A 16,171-nucleotide genomic window follows, 5' to 3' on the forward strand; every position below is an offset into this window, starting at 1 on the left:
TTTCGTTGACAATTGATTTGTGTGTTGTTAAGATAAACATGACAAATGAACACGACCTCATATAATCTTGGGAATACGGCCCATAAGTCTCTACCCAATGACCTTAAATCATTGGACTATGAAGGAAAGTGAACCTATAACAGACATGGATATCACAGGTAACGAGACTTGCGATAGCCAACCATGCTCGTTTTGTGCTGCTTCCTAATAGAATTGCATCAGAAACGGGCATTTTTTATGGAATAAAGAAGTGATAGAGGGTGAAATCGGTATGCAGCCTAAAGTGGGCGTCATCATGGGAAGCGCATCAGATTGGGAAACGATGAAGCACGCGTGTGACATACTTGACGAGCTTCAAATCCCGTATGAAAAAAAAGTTGTTTCTGCACATCGTACGCCGGATTTAATGTTTGAATATGCAGAACAAGGCAGAAAAAAAGGGTTAAAAGTAATTATTGCAGGAGCTGGAGGAGCGGCGCATCTACCTGGTATGGTCGCAGCAAAAACGACTCTTCCTGTTATCGGCGTACCGGTTCAATCCAAAGCCTTGCAAGGAATGGATTCATTGCTGTCTATCGTGCAAATGCCGGGGGGAATTCCGGTAGCGACAGTTGCGATTGGCAAGGCAGGTGCGACCAATGCCGGTTTGCTTGCTGCCCAAATTCTCTCTGCATTCGATGAAGAGCTTGCACTGAAGCTTGATGAAAGAAGAGAACTATTAAAAGAAAAAGTCATGGAAAGCAGTGATCAGCTTGTCTAATCAATTGATTTTACCTGGATCAACAATCGGCATAATCGGGGGAGGACAACTTGGCAAGCATATGGCGATTTCCGCCAAAAACATGGGGTATAAAGTAGCGGTATTAGACCCGACTCCGGGATCTCCGTGCGGCCAGGTATCTGATCAAGAAATTACTGCTGGCTACGGCGATTTCGATGCCATTCAATCGCTAGCTGAAATCAGTGACGTCATTACGTATGAATTTGAAAATATCGACTATGACTCGCTTGTTTGGTTAAAAGAAAATGCTTATCTTCCTCAAGGAAGTGAGCTGCTCTTAATGACGCAAAACAGGGAAACAGAAAAAAAGGGAATTGAACAAGCGGGATGTACTGTGGCGCCTTATCGGGTCATTCATAGTATCGAGGATCTGCAAAGCGGATTAAACGCGCTTGGTTTTCCTGCTGTTTTAAAAACGTGCCGTGGCGGTTACGACGGCAAAGGACAGCATGTACTTAGGAGCAAAGAACAACTGACGGAGGCGGCCAAGCTTCTGGAGCATGGAACGTGTGTATTGGAGAGCTGGATTCCATTTGAAATGGAGCTGTCTGTCATTGTGACAAGATCGGTTACGGGAGAAATGACGACCTTTCCTGTGGCAGAAAATATTCATAAAAACAACGTGCTGTTTCAGTCTATTGTACCGGCCAGAGCAGCAGAAGAGGTTCAGAGAGAGGCAACGGAGCTTGCGATTCAGCTTGCTGAACATGTAAAGCTTGTAGGAACACTTGCTGTAGAGTTGTTCTTAACAAAGGACGGAAAGCTGTATGTCAATGAATTGGCGCCAAGGCCTCATAATTCCGGGCACTATACACTCGATTTAACCGAGACGAGCCAATTCGAACAGCATATCCGCGCAGTATGCGGCCTTCCTCTTGGGAAAACGAAACTCTTGCAATCAGGAGTAATGGTAAACATGTTAGGCAAAGAAATTGAATTGATTCAAGAAAACCTGAACTGGCTGCAGGATGCAAAGCTCTACCTTTATGGCAAGCATGAAGCGAAGCCGGGAAGAAAAATGGGACATATCACATTTGTAAGAGAACCGAATGAAAACTTGATAAAAGAATTAACAGCAAAATGGACGAACTATGCGGAGGTTGACCAAAGATGATAGAACGTTATTCAAGGCCTGAAATGGCTGCGATTTGGACAGATCAAAATCGATTTCAAGCGTGGCTTGAGGTTGAGTTATTAGCTTGTGAAGCATGGGCGGAGCTCGGGGTAATTCCGAAAAACGATGTAACTGTTATGCGCGAGAATGCTTCATTCGATATCGATCGCATCCTTGAGATCGAACAAGATACAAGGCACGATGTTGTTGCATTTACCCGTGCTGTTTCAGAGACACTTGGAGAAGAAAAGAAATGGGTTCATTACGGCTTAACCTCAACAGACGTAGTTGATACCGCTCTTTCCTATCTATTAAAACAGGCAAATGACATATTGCTCAAGGATATTGAGAGATTTATTGACATACTAAAAGAAAAAGCTATGGAACATAAGTATACAGTGATGATGGGACGTACACACGGAGTCCACGCTGAACCGACAACATTTGGCCTCAAGCTAGGTCTTTGGTACGAAGAAATGAAGCGCAATTTGGAAAGGTTTAAGCAGGCAAAAGCCGGAATTGAATTTGGCAAGATTTCTGGTGCGGTCGGAACCTACGCGAACATTGACCCTTTTGTTGAAGCTTACGTCTGTGAAAAGCTGGGCTTGAAAGCAGCACCTATTTCTACACAAACGTTGCAAAGAGACCGTCATGCCGACTATATGTCAACCCTTGCTCTTGTTGCAACGAGCATCGAAAAATTTGCGGTTGAAATTCGCGGGCTGCAAAAAAGTGAGACTCGTGAAGTAGAAGAATTTTTCGCCAAAGGCCAAAAAGGATCATCGGCTATGCCTCATAAGCGCAACCCGATCGGTTCAGAAAATATGACTGGAATCGCCCGTGTAATCCGCGGTCATATGATAACGGCTTACGAAAACGTTCCGCTTTGGCATGAAAGAGATATTTCCCACTCATCCGCTGAGAGAATTATTTTGCCGGATGCGACAATAGCCCTTAACTATATGCTGAACCGATTTGCGAACATCGTTAAGAACTTAACGGTTTTCCCTGAAAATATGAAACGAAACATGGATCGGACACTTGGATTGATTTATTCCCAGCGCGTACTGCTTGCTTTAATCGATACTGGTCTATCTCGTGAAGAAGCATACGACACAGTGCAGCCAAAAGCAATGGAAGCATGGGAGAAGCAAGTTCCTTTCCGCCAGCTGGTTGAAGCGGAGGAGAAAATTACCTCCCGTCTGTCTGCTGAGAAGATTGATGATTGCTTCGATTATAACTATCACTTGAAGAACGTTGATTTGATCTTTGAACGTCTTGGATTATCTTAAAGAGGCTAGTTTGACAGCCTCTTTTCCTGGGCAGTCCTGTCAACATTTTTGCCAAAACGCTATTAGGGAGGCCTTTTCTTGAACATAACGAAACAGGAACTTTTATACGAAGGAAAAGCGAAGCAGATTTTTAAAACAGATCATGATGATATTCTATTCGTTTCTTACAAGGATTCTGCGACAGCTTTTAATGGGGAAAAAAAAGCGACGATTGCTGGAAAAGGACGATTAAACAACGAAATCTCAAGCTTGATTTTCGAGTGGCTTGATAAACAAGGGATTGAAAACCACTTCGTGGAGAGAGTTTCTGAAACCGAACAGCTTATCAAAAAAGTTACGATAGTTCCTTTAGAAGTAGTTGTTAGGAATGTTACTGCCGGAAGCATGGCAAAGCGACTCGGGATAGAGGAAGGCATTGCATTGGAGCAGCCTTTACTTGAGTTTTACTACAAGGATGATTCTCTTGGTGATCCGCTCATTACAGAAGATCATATTTGGATATTAAAAGCGGCAACTCCTGAACAAGTAGACACAATAAAATCTATTACGAAAAGGGTCAATCAAGAGCTGGTTCAAATTTTTGCAGATTGCAATGTGAGATTAATAGATTTCAAACTTGAGTTTGGTATCGATAATAACGGCCAAGTGCTCTTGGCAGATGAGATTTCTCCCGATACGTGCAGGTTATGGGATGCAGAAACGAATGAAAAGCTGGATAAAGACGTGTTCAGAAGAGATTTAGGGCAGCTAACAGATGCATATGAAGAGATTTTTAAAAGACTAAGGAGGCAGTAATATGTATAAAGTAAAAGTATTTGTAACGTTAAGAGAGAGCGTATTGGATCCACAGGGAACTGCAGTGCAGCACGCTTTGCACAGCATGTCCTACAAAGAGGTTCAAGAAGTCCGTATCGGTAAATACATGGAACTGACCATTGAAAAGTCTAATAAAGATCTTGATGTATTGGTAAAAGAAATGTGCGAAAAGCTTTTGGCAAATACGGTCATTGAGGATTACACATATGAGGTTGAGGAGGTTGTCGCACAGTGAAATTTGCGGTCATAGTATTTCCGGGCTCAAACTGTGATATTGATATGTACCATGCCATCGCCGATGAGCTTGGCGAAGAAGTAGACTACGTATGGCATGATTCAACAGATCTCGACGGCTATGATGGCATTCTGCTTCCCGGCGGATTTTCCTACGGCGACTATTTGCGTTCTGGTGCCATCGCACGTTTTTCCAATGTGATGAAGGCAGTGAAAAAAGCTGCAAATGCAGGAAAGCCCATTCTCGGTGTATGCAACGGATTTCAAGTGCTGCTTGAATTAGGCCTCCTTCCTGGTGCCATGAGAAGAAACAAAGATCTGAAATTCATCTGCCGCCCTGTTGAGCTGGTCGTAGAGAATAACGAAACAATGTTTACAAGCATGTACGGAAAAAACGGGTCCATTACTATTCCGATTGCCCATGGCGAAGGAAATTATTATTGTGACGAAGAGACGTTAGAATCATTAAAGAAAAACAATCAAATCGCTTTTGTTTATGGAGACAATCCGAACGGAAGCCTCGAAGATATTGCGGGGATTGTGAATGAAAACGGGAATGTTCTGGGGATGATGCCCCATCCCGAGCGTGCGGTGGATTCCATGCTTGGAAGCGCGGATGGTCTGAAGCTGTTTCAATCGATCGTGAAAAATTGGAGGGAAACTCATGTCACTACTGCTTGAACCAAGTAAACAACAGATTAAAGAAGAAAAGCTCTATAGGCAAATGGGTGTCAGTGATGAAGAGTTCGCGTTAATTGAATCTATCATCGGACGGCTGCCAAATTACACAGAAATCGGTATTTTTTCAGTTATGTGGTCCGAGCACTGTAGCTATAAAAATTCGAAGCCTGTGCTTCGCAAATTCCCGACAGAAGGCTCTCAGGTTCTTCAAGGTCCTGGAGAAGGAGCGGGAATTGTCGATATCGGCGATAATCAAGCAGTCGTATTTAAAATCGAATCTCACAACCACCCGTCAGCCATTGAGCCTTATCAAGGGGCTGCTACAGGAGTCGGCGGAATTATTCGTGATGTGTTTTCAATGGGAGCCCGCCCGATTGCAATCTTAAATTCGCTTAGATTTGGCGAACTGACTTCACCTCGCGTGAAATACTTGTTTGAAGAAGTAGTGGCAGGAATTGCGGGGTATGGAAACTGTATCGGCATTCCGACAGTCGGCGGAGAAATCCAATTTGAAGATTGCTACGAAGGAAATCCGCTTGTCAACGCCATGTGTGTCGGTTTAATCAATCATGATGATATTCAAAAAGGCCAAGCGAAGGGCGTTGGCAATACCGTTATGTACGTAGGAGCGAAAACCGGCCGCGACGGAATCCACGGCGCCACCTTTGCTTCTGAAGAGTTAACGGATGAATCAGATTCGAAGCGTCCGGCGGTCCAAGTGGGAGATCCGTTTATGGAGAAGCTTCTTTTGGAAGCCTGCTTAGAAGTAATCAAGAACGATGCACTTGTCGGAATTCAAGATATGGGTGCAGCAGGCTTAACAAGCTCAAGCGCAGAGATGGCAAGTAAAGCAGGCTCTGGTATTGAGATGAACCTCGATCTGATTCCTCAGCGGGAAACAGGAATGACTCCTTATGAAATGATGCTGTCTGAATCTCAGGAGCGTATGCTGCTAGTAATCGAGCGCGGACGTGAACAAGAAATCGTCGATATTTTCAAGAAATACGACCTTGAAGCCGTATCGGTAGGCCATGTTACAGATGATAAAATGCTTCGTCTTCTGCATAAAGGAGAAGTCGTAACTGAGCTTCCTGTCGATGCTTTGGCTGAAGAAGCACCTGTTTACCATAAGCCTTCGAAAGTACCGGCATATTATCAAGAATTCCTTGAAACAATTGTTCCAGTGCCTAAAGTAACTAATGCAAAGCAAACCTTGCTTGATTTGTTAAAGCAGCCAACCATTGCAAGCAAAGAATGGGTATTTGACCAATATGACTATATGGTTCGAACCAATACGGTTGTTGCGCCCGGTTCAGATGCGGCGGTTTTAAGAATCAGAGGCACCAAAAAAGCTCTGGCGATGACAACGGATTGCAACTCCAGATACTTGTATTTAGACCCAGAGGTTGGTGGTCGCATTGCTGTTGCTGAAGCAGCGCGAAACATCGTCTGCTCGGGAGGAACCCCTCTTGCTATTACAGATTGCTTAAATTTCGGAAATCCGGAAAAACCGGAAATCTTCTGGCAAATCGAAAAATCGGTTGACGGAATGAGTGAAGCGTGCAGCATCCTAAATACTCCAGTCATCGGTGGTAACGTTTCTCTATATAATGAAACGAGCGGAACAGCCATCTACCCTACTCCGGTTGTAGGAATGGTTGGATTAATTGAAGACACGGATTATATTACGACTCAAGCATTTAAGCAAGCGGGCGATGCCGTTTACGTCATCGGCGAGGCAAAAGAAGAATTTGCCGGCAGCGAGCTGCAAAAGCTTACTGAGGGACGCATTTTCGGCAAAGCTCCAGAATTAGATTTAAAGATTGAAAAAGAACGCCAGGATTCGCTACTCAAAGCGATTCGTTCCGGTGTTGTCCAATCTGCTCATGATCTTGCTGAAGGCGGCCTTGCGGTGGCACTTGCTGAAAGCATCATGTCTACGGATGGTCTAGGCGCGGAAATTAAACTTTTTGGCGATGCAGTTGTTAATCTGTTCAGTGAAACTCAATCCCGATTTGTCGTTTCTGTGAAAAAAGAAGATAAAGACTCGTTTGAAAAAATCATCCCCGATGCGAATTTGATTGGTGAAGTTACTTCGTCAGGCGTGCTTTCTGTTGCAGATAAAGATGGAAAACAAATGATTCACGCGAGCGTAGATGAGCTAGAACAAGCGTGGAAAGGAGCTATCCCATGTTTGCTGAAATCAAGGGATTAAATGAAGAATGCGGCTTATTCGGAATTTGGGGGCACGAAGAATCTCCACAAGTAACGTATTACGGGCTGCACAGCCTTCAGCATAGAGGGCAAGAAGGAGCCGGTATTGTTTGTACGAACGGCGATAATCTGTCTTTTCATAAAGGTCAGGGGCTTGTAACTGAAGTTTTTGGCAATGGAGAATTAAATAATCTAAAAGGAAGAGGCGCAATCGGACACGTCCGTTATGCAACAGCAGGCGGAGGCGGCTATGAAAATGTCCAGCCGCTCCTTTTCCGTTCCCAAAACGGAGGCCTTGCGCTAGCCCATAACGGAAATCTTGTCAACGCGACACATTTGAAGCATCAGCTTGAAGGACAAGGCAGCATTTTTCAGACGACATCAGATACAGAAGTCCTTGCCCATCTAATTAAACGAAGCGGCCATTTTACATTGAAGGATCAGGTAAAGAATGCACTCAGTATGCTTAAAGGGGCTTATGCTTTCTTACTCATGACAGAGACTGAAATGATTGTGGCCCTTGATCCAAACGGATTGCGCCCGCTTTCTCTCGGGATGCTCGGCGATGCTTATGTCGTTGCTTCTGAAACGTGTGCCTTTGACGTGGTAGGCGCAACCTATTTGCGTGATGTGGAGCCGGGAGAGCTTTTGATTATTAATGATGAAGGGCTGACATCAGATCGCTTCTCGATGAATATTAACCGTTCAATCTGCAGTATGGAATACATTTATTTTTCGCGACCGGACAGTAATATTGATGGAATAAATGTTCATAGCGCGAGAAAAAATCTTGGGAAAAAACTGGCTGAAGAAGCTTTTGTTGAGGCAGATGTTGTCACTGGAGTACCTGATTCAAGCATCTCAGCAGCGATCGGATTTGCCGAAGCAACCGGAATCCCGTATGAGCTTGGCCTGATTAAAAACCGCTATGTCGGACGGACGTTTATTCAGCCATCACAGGCTTTAAGAGAGCAAGGTGTACGTATGAAGCTTTCTGCAGTGCGCGGAGTTGTAGAAGGGAAACGTGTCGTTATGGTAGATGACTCAATCGTCCGCGGCACAACGAGCAGGAGAATTGTCACGATGCTCAGGGAAGCCGGGGCAACGGAAGTACATGTACGAATCAGCTCGCCGCCGATCGCGCACCCGTGCTTTTACGGGATCGATACGTCAACTCATGAAGAATTGATTGCATCATCCCATTCTGCTGAAGAGATTCGCAAAGAAATCGGAGCAGATACGCTATCCTTTTTAAGTGTGGATGGGCTATTGGACGGAGTCGGAAGACAATATGAAGGAGAACGGCGTGGCCATTGTCTCGCTTGCTTTACGGGCAAATACCCTACTGAAATTTATCAGGACACAGTTCTTCCGCATGTAAAAGAAGCCGTATTAAACAAGTAATCGATCATCGACCTAAGGGAGTGACACTGATGTCTGAAGCATATAAAAATGCAGGTGTGGATATTGAAGCAGGATATGAAGCCGTCACACGCATGAAAAAGCATGTCGAGCGTACGAAGCGTGCAGGAGTAATGGGTGCACTCGGAGGCTTCGGGGGCATGTTTGATTTATCTGAGCTGTCCTATAAGAAACCAGTTCTTATTTCCGGCACTGATGGAGTAGGAACGAAGCTGAAGCTTGCGTTCCAAATGGACAAACACGATACGATCGGAATTGATGCCGTAGCTATGTGTGTCAATGACGTGCTTGCTCAAGGAGCGGAGCCTTTATTCTTCCTGGATTATCTTGCAGTCGGTAAAGCAGATCCGGCAAAAATAGAAGCCATCGTCAAAGGTGTAGCCGACGGATGTGAACAATCAGGGTCAGCTCTTGTCGGCGGCGAAACGGCCGAAATGCCGGGGCTGTACTCAGAAGAGGAATACGATATCGCTGGTTTTTCAGTTGGTGTGGCTGAAAAAGACGAAATCGTTACGGGTAAAAAAATAGAAGCCGGCCATCTTTTAATCGGTCTGAGCTCTAGCGGACTCCATAGCAATGGCTTTTCCCTTGTTCGTAAAGTTCTGTTAGAAGAAGCAGGATTGGATTTGAATAAAAGCTATTCTCCGTTTAATCGTCCGCTTGGCGAAGAGCTTCTTGAGCCTACGAAAATTTATGTAAAACCGGTACTTGAGGCTTTGAACACTGGCAAGATCGACGGAATGGCCCACGTAACCGGAGGAGGATTTATTGAAAACCTCCCGAGGATGCTGCCTGAAGGTCTGGGAATTGAAATTGATAACGGCTCATGGCCTGTTCCTCCTATTTTTCCTTTTCTGCAGGAAAAGGGAAACATGAGCGAGGAAGAAATGTTTAACGTCTTTAATATGGGAATCGGTTTTGTTCTCGCGATTAAAGAGAAGGATTTGGCAGAGATGATTCAGCTTCTTGAGTCAAATGGCGAAAAAGCATATGTAATCGGCCGTGTTCAAGCAGGCAGCGGGGTTACGATTAGCGGAGTCAATTCTTTATGAAAAAAATAGCTGTATTTGCTTCAGGAACAGGCTCAAATTTTGAAGCAATATGCAATCGATTGTCACTTGAAAATTGGGATGCCGAAATTGCTCTTGTTGTTTCTGATAAACCAAATGCAAAGGTATTAGAAAAGGCTGAAAAAGCGGGTGTGCCGACCTACGCGTTTCAGCCCAAATCCTTTGCTGGCAAAGAGGAATTTGAAACGGCCATTTTGGAGCAGTTAAAGCTTCGGCAAGTAGAGTGGATTATCCTTGCAGGATACATGAGATTGATAGGAAGCACCTTGCTGCGCGCTTATCCGCAAAGAATTGTGAATATTCATCCTTCCTTGCTTCCTGCCTTTCCGGGAAAGGATGCCATCGGACAAGCATTAACACAAGGGGTAAAAGTGACGGGAATTACCGTTCATTATGTAGATGAGGGAATGGATACAGGACCGATTATTGCCCAAAGAGCTCTGCCTATTCAAGAAGGCGAAACGAGAGAACAGCTGGAGAACAAAATGCATAAACTCGAGCACGAATTATACCCGGAAGTCATAAAAAAGCTTCTTCAACAAAATTGACCTGAGGTGACAAGACATGACGGTAAAACGAGCACTTATTAGCGTTTCTAATAAAAAAGACCTTGTGCCTTTTGTGAAAGAATTAACGGCACTTGGCATTGAAGTCATTTCCACAGGAGGAACGAATAAGCTCCTGCAGGAAAACGGGGTTGAAACAATCGGTATTTCAGATGTTACCGGTTTTCCGGAAATTATGGATGGCAGGCTCAAAACGCTTCATCCAAATATCCATGGCGGTCTGCTTGCTGTTAGAGACAACGAAAAACATATGGCTCAGCTGAATGAGCATGGCATTACGCCGATTGATCTAGTTGTTGTGAATCTGTATCCGTTTAAAGAAACTATTTCTAAACAAGATGTGACGTTTGCAGAAGCGATCGAAAATATAGATATCGGCGGTCCAGGGATGCTTCGCGCCTCAGCGAAGAACCATCAGGATGTGACTGTTCTTGTCGATCCGGCTGATTATGAGTCCGTCCTTCAGCAAATCAAGGAAACTGGTGCTGTGACAGCTGAGAAAAACCGTGAGCTTGCAGCAAAGGTTTTCCGCCACACCGCTGCTTATGACGCTTTGATTGCTGACTACCTTACAGCTTATGTCGGTGAGACTGAACCTGAGCAGTATACGGTCACTTATGAGAAAAAGCAGTCCCTCCGCTATGGAGAAAATCCTCATCAGGAAGCTGCCTTTTACCAAAGCGCATTCCCGAGCGCAGGTTCTATCTCTAAGGCGAAGCAGCTTCATGGTAAAGAGTTATCTTACAATAATATTAAGGACGCTGATGCTGCCCTGCAAATCCTTCGTGAATTCACGGGGCCGGCAGCAGTTGCCGTAAAGCATATGAACCCATGCGGTGCAGGGACTGGAGCAACGATTAAAGAAGCATATACAAAAGCATATGAAGCAGATCCAACCTCGATCTTTGGAGGAATCGTAGCACTGAATCGAGAGGTTACGAAAGAAACAGCTGAAATGCTCCATGAAATTTTTCTGGAAATCGTTATTGCTCCATCGTTTGCAAGTGACGCCCTTCAGATTTTAACAAGCAAAAAGAATATTCGCTTGTTGACCGTTGATGTCGATGCTCCTGAATCAAAGGAGAAGCAGCTCACTTCCGTGCAAGGAGGGCTTCTTGTTCAAGATACAGATACTTTAAAGCTCGATGATGCGAAAATTTCGATTCCAACGAAAAGAGAACCTACAGAACAGGAATGGGAAGACTTAAAGCTTGCCTGGAATATTGTTAAACATGTGAAATCCAATGCGATCGTTCTTGCAAAGGATAATATGACAGTAGGCGTTGGCGCAGGACAAATGAATCGTGTCGGTTCAGCAAAGATTGCCATAGAGCAGGCCGGTGAGAAAGCAACTGGCAGTGCGCTTGGGTCCGATGCGTTCTTTCCAATGCCAGACACAGTCGAAGAAGCTGCAAAAGCCGGCGTTACAGCCATTATTCAGCCAGGCGGTTCGATCCGCGATGAGGAATCAATCAAAAAAGCAGACGAATATGGCATTGCCATGGTCTTTACAGGCGTACGCCACTTTAAACATTAATGAGGTGAGCTTAAGTGAATGTACTAATTATCGGTAAAGGCGGAAGAGAGCATGCCATTGCTTGGAAAGCGAAAGAGAGCAGCATAGTGGAACAGGTTTTTGCCGCTCCGGGAAATGATGGCATGAAGGACGTCGCTGCCTTGGTGGATCTTGAAGAAAGTGATCACGCAGGCCTGATAGAATTTGCAAAGAAAAACAATGTGGGATTAACAATCGTAGGGCCAGAGGTACCTTTGATCGAAGGCCTTGTGGATGAGTTTGAAAAAGAAAACCTTCCTGTATTTGGCCCTTCAAAACAAGCAGCAATCATTGAAGGAAGCAAGCAATTTGCCAAGGATCTGATGAAAATGTACAAGATCCCGACAGCGGAATATGAAACCTTTACTTCCTTTGAACAGGCAAAGAGCTACGTCGAGGAAAAGGGCGCTCCGATTGTGATCAAAGCAGACGGACTTGCCGCTGGAAAAGGTGTTACTGTAGCAATGACGCTAGAAGAAGCGGTCAGCTGTCTTTATGATTTTCTTGAGGACAACCGCTTTGGTGAAGCGAGTGCATCTGTAGTTATCGAGGAATACCTTGAAGGAGAAGAATTTTCGCTGATGGGCTTTGTCAAAGGAGAAAAAGTCTATCCTATGGTGATTGCCCAAGACCATAAACGAGCATTTGAAAATGATTTAGGGGCGAATACCGGCGGAATGGGCGCTTATTCCCCGGTACCGCAAATTTCTGAAGACATTGTCAGTCTTGCAGTTGAGACTGTTTTGAATCCCTGTGCTAAAGCAATGGTCAAAGAAAACCGTTCATTCACAGGCGTGCTTTATGCCGGACTGATGCTGACGAAAAATGGAGTAAAGGTCATCGAATTTAATGCCAGATTCGGAGATCCGGAAACTCAGGTTGTTCTGCCGAGAATGGAGTCTGATCTTATTCAGGTTATCCTTGATTTGCTAAATGACCGTGAAGTTGATTTAAAATGGAAAAATAACGCGGCTGTCAGCGTCGTGCTTGCCTCTGAAGGGTACCCGGGAACCTATCAAAACGGGACTCCGATCGGTGATTTAGTTACGACGCAGGAGCGAGTAATCGTCTATCACGCAGGAACGAAACATAAAGATGGCCAATTTGTAACAAACGGGGGAAGGGTGGCAAACGTGACTGCCCTTTCTGAAACCTTTGAAGAAGCAAGGGAAACTGCATACGAAGCCATTGACGAGCTAATTTGTCCGGGGCTGTTTTATCGAAAAGATATCGGCACCCGCGCTATAAAAGCAAAAAATAAGTAACGAAACACCTCCACAGTTTATCTGCTGTGGAGGTGTTTTTGAACTATGGAGAAAGAAGTCGATTGTTTTTTTACAGTAAGAGACTAGGTAATTGCACACGGATCTCAGCTGGAATTACATGATCCACGGGATAAATGCGCATTTCCCTCATCCCCACATCCAAATGCACAATTTTAGTCCAATCATCACCATCCATTATGAAGGATTAAAGGTGGCCGACTCTGATTCCTTATCATTATCATTAGATCCTTCATTTGCCGTCATTTGACAAACATAAGTGACAGGGCAGAATTGAAGCATTCCGGAAGCTGCTTTCAGTGCTCCTATAAACATGTACATAACATATCCTTTACACCAAGGCTTTTTTGAAAAATTAGCGCCTGCAATCGTGAGCAATGTCAATCCGCAAGCAATTCTAAACAAAGCATTTATTAAATTGATGTTCGGTTTCATAATAATATTCAACTCCTTATCATAGAATTAAAAAATGTGAAATCACATTAATGCGTAAGCGCTTAATTTGTGATAGGATTATGTAAAAATCGTAAGGAGGGTTTGCGAATGTCCGAGAGTAACTTTTATTGGAAAAATCGTCAAATTCGGACTCAGGTAGATATCATAGATGGAAAAATTCTTCCGACACTCCTTTTGCAAAATTCAAATGTGTTAAATCCATTTTTAAGAACATGGAAGAAAGCAAACATTTGGATACATAAGGATAGAATTGTGTATGTTGGACCGAATCTTCCCAATGATATGGATGCAAAAAATATCATTGAATGTGATAATAAATACATTGTCCCTGGATATATCGAGCCTCATGCCCATCCTTTTCAATTATATAATCCCCAATCGTTAGCTGAATATGCGTCGCGATTTGGAACGACGACATTCGTAAATGATAACCTATTCCTGCTTCTTCAGTGCGGAAAAAAGAAAGCGCTTTCTATATTGAAAGAGCTAAGCCGTCAGCCTGTTCAGTATTATTGGTGGTCGAGATATGATTTACAAACCGAGGTTCAAAATGAGGATGAGGTATTATCAATTGATTATCGAAAAAAATGGATTGAACACCCCGATGTCCTTCAAGGTGGGGAATTGACCAGCTGGCCAAGAGTGTTGGATGGAGACGATTTAATTCTCCATTGCATGCTTGAAACGAAAAAACAGGGAAAACGGATAGAGGGGCATTTTCCAGGAGCTTCTTTGAAAACGCTAACAAAAATGAAACTTTTCGGAGTGGATTGTGATCATGAAGCAATGACAGGCGAGGATGTCATGAAACGCTTGGAGCTTGGTCTGTATGTTGGCTTGCGGCACTCGTCCATTCGGCCGGATCTCAGAAGCATACTTCGCGAGCTTCATGAGAAAAATTTCAGGACTTATGATCATTTGTTTTACACGACTGACGGGTCAACACCTAATTTTTACAAAGAGGGTATGATGAACCGATTAATCTCTATTGCCTTGGATGAAGGAGTTCCACAAATAGATGCTTATAATATGGCTTCCTTTAACATAGCAAAATATTTTCATCTTGAGCACCTGACCGGCGTCATAGCTCCAGGAAGATTGGCCACATTAAATATTCTATCCGACCCGTCGAACCCGAATCCGGAATACGTAATATCAAAAGGGAAATTTCTTGTGAAGGAAGGACATAATCAGGATGCATTTGTGAAAACGGAATGGGAAAAATGCGGGATTAAGCCTATGAATCTCTCTTATTCAATGACACTTGATGACCTGCAATTTTCGATGCCGCTTGGCGTGAAAATGAGAAATTCAGTTATTCTGGAGCCATATTCACTCTCTCTTGAGCATACAGGAAATCAGCTTTCTTTTAGCCACGATGAGAGCTATCTCGTTCTTCTGGATAAAAGAGGGAAGTGGCGTGTGAATACAATAATTAAAGGCTTCGCCACACATGTACAAGGTTTTGCAAGCTCATACTCCAATACGGGGGATATCTTTGCCATTGGAAAAAATAAAGAGGATATTCTCCTCTCCTTTGAGCGGCTCAAAGAAATAGGAGGGGGGATAGTGCTTGCTGAGAACGGGAAAGTTATCCATGAAATTCCCCTTCAATTGGGAGGCGCTGCATCCTCTGCTCCGTATGATATATTGCTTGTTCAGGAGCAGAAGCTAAAAGACCTATTGAAGGACAGGGGCTACAAGTTTCCTGATCCGATCTATACATTATTGTTTTTGCAAAGTACACATCTGCCTTATATTCGTGTCACACCGAGAGGAATCTTCGATGTAATGAAAAAAACGGTACTCTTTCCGTCAATAATGCGTTAAAATATAAAAGTGTAGGAACAATCCATTATTATCTAAATGCAAAGATATGTAGATTATTGTACAAATCACATTACAAATGGTAAAAGTTATATGTACGATTATATGAGACATTTTTGAAATGAACGGCTTAACTGCATTAGATAAACCACATATCTCGAGTGTGCCTAATCTAATCGAACTTTCATCAGGTAAAGGAGTAGGTGTATAGCGATGCAAATCGATAAATTACGCGGCAAAGAGCTCGATCAATTGTTTCAATCCATACTATCTTTAAAAGATCTAGAGGAATGCTATCGTTTCTTTGATGATCTGTGCACTGTAAACGAAATTCAATCTCTTTCTCAGCGTCTGGAAGTAGCAAGAATGCTCAGAGAAGGATATACTTATCACAAAATCGAAACTGAAACCGGTGCCAGTACAGCAACGATCTCAAGAGTGAAACGTTGCTTAAACTACGGAAATGATGCTTATGAGATGGCACTTGATCGCATAAAGGAACAGGATTCCGAATCGAAAGCCACATAACCGTCAAACCACTTGCAAGATTGCAGGTGGTTTATTTTTTTCACCCTGAACCGCAGCCAGGTTGCTTGGTAAATCAAGATATTCTCGGTTGAATTTTTTAAAAGTATAGATTTTAAACCATAACAATTATTGATCTAACGGACTGTCCGAAAGGGGAATCCGATAAAATTTAAAATTCAAGAATGTTGATATACCAACATTCTCGAATATGAAAAAGGGCTTCCAAAAGTCGAAAAAGCGACTTATTGGACAGCCCCCTTGAATCAATCACTTCTTGCTGCCAAAACAACTTTTGCACCTCTTTTAGCAAGAAAGATATCTGATGCCACTGA

General features: G+C 43.6%; 15 protein-coding genes and 1 riboswitch. Of the genes, 14 read left to right on the forward strand and 1 reads right to left on the reverse strand.

Features of this window, described 5'->3' with window-relative positions; all coding sequences use genetic code 11:
• Positions 1-37: 37 nt before the first annotated feature.
• Positions 38-139, forward strand: a riboswitch (purine riboswitch).
• A 132-nt stretch (positions 140-271) separates the two neighbouring features.
• From purE to purD, 12 genes are all read left to right on the forward strand, one after another.
• Positions 272-760 (forward strand): 5-(carboxyamino)imidazole ribonucleotide mutase, encoded by a 489-nt coding sequence (purE, locus tag AM592_RS21965; protein ID WP_053605742.1) that lies wholly within the window; start codon positions 272-274, stop codon positions 758-760.
• Positions 744-1,895: a 5-(carboxyamino)imidazole ribonucleotide synthase gene (purK, locus tag AM592_RS21970; RefSeq protein ID WP_225970298.1), complete on the forward strand. Its 1,152-nt coding sequence runs from the start codon at positions 744-746 to the stop codon at positions 1,893-1,895. Before purE ends, purK begins: the two co-directional genes overlap by 17 nt.
• Positions 1,892-3,187: an adenylosuccinate lyase gene (gene purB, locus AM592_RS21975; protein WP_053605744.1), complete on the forward strand. Its 1,296-nt coding sequence runs from the start codon at positions 1,892-1,894 to the stop codon at positions 3,185-3,187. The genes purK and purB overlap by 4 nt, the downstream gene beginning before the upstream one ends.
• Before the next feature lie 78 nt (positions 3,188-3,265).
• Positions 3,266-3,982: a phosphoribosylaminoimidazolesuccinocarboxamide synthase gene (purC, locus tag AM592_RS21980; protein ID WP_053605745.1), complete on the forward strand. Its 717-nt coding sequence runs from the start codon at positions 3,266-3,268 to the stop codon at positions 3,980-3,982.
• Between the two features lies 1 nt (position 3,983).
• Complete coding sequence (gene purS, locus AM592_RS21985; RefSeq protein ID WP_053605746.1) at positions 3,984-4,238, forward strand: phosphoribosylformylglycinamidine synthase subunit PurS; 255 nt, start codon at positions 3,984-3,986, stop codon at positions 4,236-4,238.
• Entirely contained in the window at positions 4,235-4,918 is a 684-nt protein-coding gene (gene purQ, locus AM592_RS21990) for a phosphoribosylformylglycinamidine synthase subunit PurQ (protein WP_053605747.1), read from the forward strand. Before purS ends, purQ begins: the two co-directional genes overlap by 4 nt.
• On the forward strand, positions 4,902-7,133 hold the full coding sequence (purL, locus tag AM592_RS21995; RefSeq protein ID WP_053605748.1) for a phosphoribosylformylglycinamidine synthase subunit PurL: 2,232 nt from the start codon (positions 4,902-4,904) through the stop codon (positions 7,131-7,133). The genes purQ and purL overlap by 17 nt, the downstream gene beginning before the upstream one ends.
• A complete protein-coding gene (gene purF, locus AM592_RS22000) occupies positions 7,109-8,536 on the forward strand; it encodes an amidophosphoribosyltransferase (protein WP_053605749.1) in 1,428 nt (475 codons plus the stop codon). Before purL ends, purF begins: the two co-directional genes overlap by 25 nt.
• Before the next feature lie 29 nt (positions 8,537-8,565).
• On the forward strand, positions 8,566-9,606 hold the full coding sequence (gene purM, locus AM592_RS22005; RefSeq protein WP_053605750.1) for a phosphoribosylformylglycinamidine cyclo-ligase: 1,041 nt from the start codon (positions 8,566-8,568) through the stop codon (positions 9,604-9,606).
• Positions 9,603-10,172 (forward strand): phosphoribosylglycinamide formyltransferase, encoded by a 570-nt coding sequence (purN, locus tag AM592_RS22010; RefSeq protein ID WP_053605751.1) that lies wholly within the window; start codon positions 9,603-9,605, stop codon positions 10,170-10,172. Before purM ends, purN begins: the two co-directional genes overlap by 4 nt.
• A 16-nt stretch (positions 10,173-10,188) precedes the next feature.
• Positions 10,189-11,727: a bifunctional phosphoribosylaminoimidazolecarboxamide formyltransferase/IMP cyclohydrolase gene (purH, locus tag AM592_RS22015; protein ID WP_053605752.1), complete on the forward strand. Its 1,539-nt coding sequence runs from the start codon at positions 10,189-10,191 to the stop codon at positions 11,725-11,727.
• 14 nt (positions 11,728-11,741) lie between these two features.
• Positions 11,742-13,010, forward strand: a complete 1,269-nt coding sequence (purD, locus tag AM592_RS22020; protein WP_053605753.1) for a phosphoribosylamine--glycine ligase — start codon at positions 11,742-11,744, stop codon at positions 13,008-13,010.
• A 195-nt stretch (positions 13,011-13,205) separates the two neighbouring features.
• On the opposite strand, the gene AM592_RS22025 is transcribed toward purD, so the two are convergent.
• Positions 13,206-13,463 (reverse strand): YgaP family membrane protein, encoded by a 258-nt coding sequence (locus AM592_RS22025; RefSeq protein WP_053605754.1) that lies wholly within the window; start codon positions 13,461-13,463, stop codon positions 13,206-13,208.
• Positions 13,464-13,571: 108 nt separating this feature from the next.
• On the opposite strand from AM592_RS22025, the gene AM592_RS22030 reads away from it, so the two are divergent.
• Together AM592_RS22030 and AM592_RS22035 are read left to right on the forward strand one after the other, a co-directional pair.
• Positions 13,572-15,314, forward strand: a complete 1,743-nt coding sequence (locus AM592_RS22030; protein WP_053605755.1) for an adenine deaminase C-terminal domain-containing protein — start codon at positions 13,572-13,574, stop codon at positions 15,312-15,314.
• 210 nt (positions 15,315-15,524) lie between these two features.
• Complete coding sequence (locus tag AM592_RS22035; RefSeq protein ID WP_053605756.1) at positions 15,525-15,839, forward strand: YerC/YecD family TrpR-related protein; 315 nt, start codon at positions 15,525-15,527, stop codon at positions 15,837-15,839.
• Positions 15,840-16,171: the final 332 nt, after the last annotated feature.

The sequence above is a fragment of the Bacillus gobiensis genome, from assembly GCF_001278705.1.
In the GTDB taxonomy this organism is placed as follows: Bacteria; Bacillota; Bacilli; order Bacillales; family Bacillaceae; genus Bacillus; species Bacillus gobiensis.

Coding starts and splice junctions, on each gene's coding strand:
- purE (WP_053605742.1), top strand. CDS start 272: ATGCAGCCTAAAGTGGGCGTCATCATGGGAAGCGCATCAGATTGGGAA.
- purB (WP_053605744.1), top strand. CDS start 1,892: ATGATAGAACGTTATTCAAGGCCTGAAATGGCTGCGATTTGGACAGAT.
- purS (WP_053605746.1), top strand. CDS start 3,984: ATGTATAAAGTAAAAGTATTTGTAACGTTAAGAGAGAGCGTATTGGAT.
- purL (WP_053605748.1), top strand. CDS start 4,902: ATGTCACTACTGCTTGAACCAAGTAAACAACAGATTAAAGAAGAAAAG.
- purF (WP_053605749.1), top strand. CDS start 7,109: ATGTTTGCTGAAATCAAGGGATTAAATGAAGAATGCGGCTTATTCGGA.
- purM (WP_053605750.1), top strand. CDS start 8,566: ATGTCTGAAGCATATAAAAATGCAGGTGTGGATATTGAAGCAGGATAT.
- purN (WP_053605751.1), top strand. CDS start 9,603: ATGAAAAAAATAGCTGTATTTGCTTCAGGAACAGGCTCAAATTTTGAA.
- purH (WP_053605752.1), top strand. CDS start 10,189: ATGACGGTAAAACGAGCACTTATTAGCGTTTCTAATAAAAAAGACCTT.
- AM592_RS22025 (WP_053605754.1), bottom strand. CDS start 13,463: ATGAAACCGAACATCAATTTAATAAATGCTTTGTTTAGAATTGCTTGC.
- AM592_RS22030 (WP_053605755.1), top strand. CDS start 13,572: ATGTCCGAGAGTAACTTTTATTGGAAAAATCGTCAAATTCGGACTCAG.
- AM592_RS22035 (WP_053605756.1), top strand. CDS start 15,525: ATGCAAATCGATAAATTACGCGGCAAAGAGCTCGATCAATTGTTTCAA.